Origin of the sequence: Streptomyces sp. NPDC058646, assembly GCF_042716875.1 — a bacterium.
Classification (GTDB): Bacteria; Actinomycetota; Actinomycetes; order Streptomycetales; family Streptomycetaceae; genus Streptomyces.
Map to the genome: position 1 here is coordinate 1 of NZ_JBHXRK010000094.1, position 1,049 is coordinate 1,049.

At 68.2% G+C, this 1,049-nt stretch carries 1 protein-coding gene; it reads right to left on the reverse strand.

Annotated elements, in window-relative coordinates; all coding sequences use genetic code 11:
- Window positions 1-84 precede the first annotated feature (84 nt).
- Window positions 85-933 (reverse strand): arylamine N-acetyltransferase, encoded by an 849-nt coding sequence (locus ACFWUZ_RS36375; RefSeq protein WP_384382421.1) that lies wholly within the window; start codon window positions 931-933, stop codon window positions 85-87.
- Window positions 934-1,049 lie beyond the last annotated feature (116 nt).

Here is a 1,049-nt window from a genome sequence, read left to right on the forward strand (position 1 = left end):
GCCAACGCTCCGGAGGGTGGGGCACGTCGCTCGGCGTCCGCAGTCAGTCCTGGGCTGGACATAAGTATTCAGCGGGGCGGGAGGTCACGGGCGGTCGCGGCGGCGGGCTTTCCACGCCTGGTGTTTGGAGTACACGTCCGTCCACAGGGCGGTGCGCTCGGCTGCTGTGGTGTCGTCGAGGGTGAGGCCGAACACGTCGGTGAGTGCGCCGAACCAGTCGCTGACGGTGCCCAGTTCCCGTGCGTGACGGCCGGTGTCGTCCGTCCTGCTCAGGATGCAGCCCTCGATCGCGTCCACGCCGTCGTGATCCCTGCGCATGACGGAGAGGATGCGGACGAATCCCGAGTCCGGCGACGTCGACAGCTGCCTGTGCCGTGCGGTGAAGTCGCCCGCACGTGCGGGAGCCATGGAGAAGTCCATACCCACGAAGGTGCCGCGAGGGTCGTGGTCGAAGCGCCAGCCGCTGACACCCAAGCGTGCCAGCCGGTAGGTGAAGGGACCTTGCCGGTAGGTCGCTGCGCGCAGGGGAAGTGGTCCGTGCAGTGCATCCCCGAGACCGACGTCGACGAACCATGCCTGGTCTTCGCAGTCCACCACGAGGGTGAGGTGGTCGCCGGTCACTCCCGGCGACGGAGTACCCGGCGTGCCGTGGACCCCGCCACGATGCCACGAGACGGCGTAACCGAGGTGTTGCAGGAGGGTGGCGAAGGCGCCGTTGAGATGGAAGCAGTATCCGCCGCGCCCGCGCAGGATCCGGGCGATGGACTCGTGCGGATCCACGGTGGTCGGCCGGCCGAGATGGATCTCCAACGTCTCGAAAGGTACGCGTTCCACATGCGCGGCATGGAGCACGTGCAGAGCGGCTGCCGAGGGCGGCCCTGGATCCGGGACCCCCAGGCGCTGCAGGTACTTGTGCACATCGACTCTCTGCATGGGTGTGACGCTAGACAACGCGGAGGAATCCCCGCCTCGGCTGCGCGCCGGACAACCCCTACTCCGTTCGCCGTAGGACCCAGCACCCAGCCCCTCCGGACCGGTGGTGGCCTATT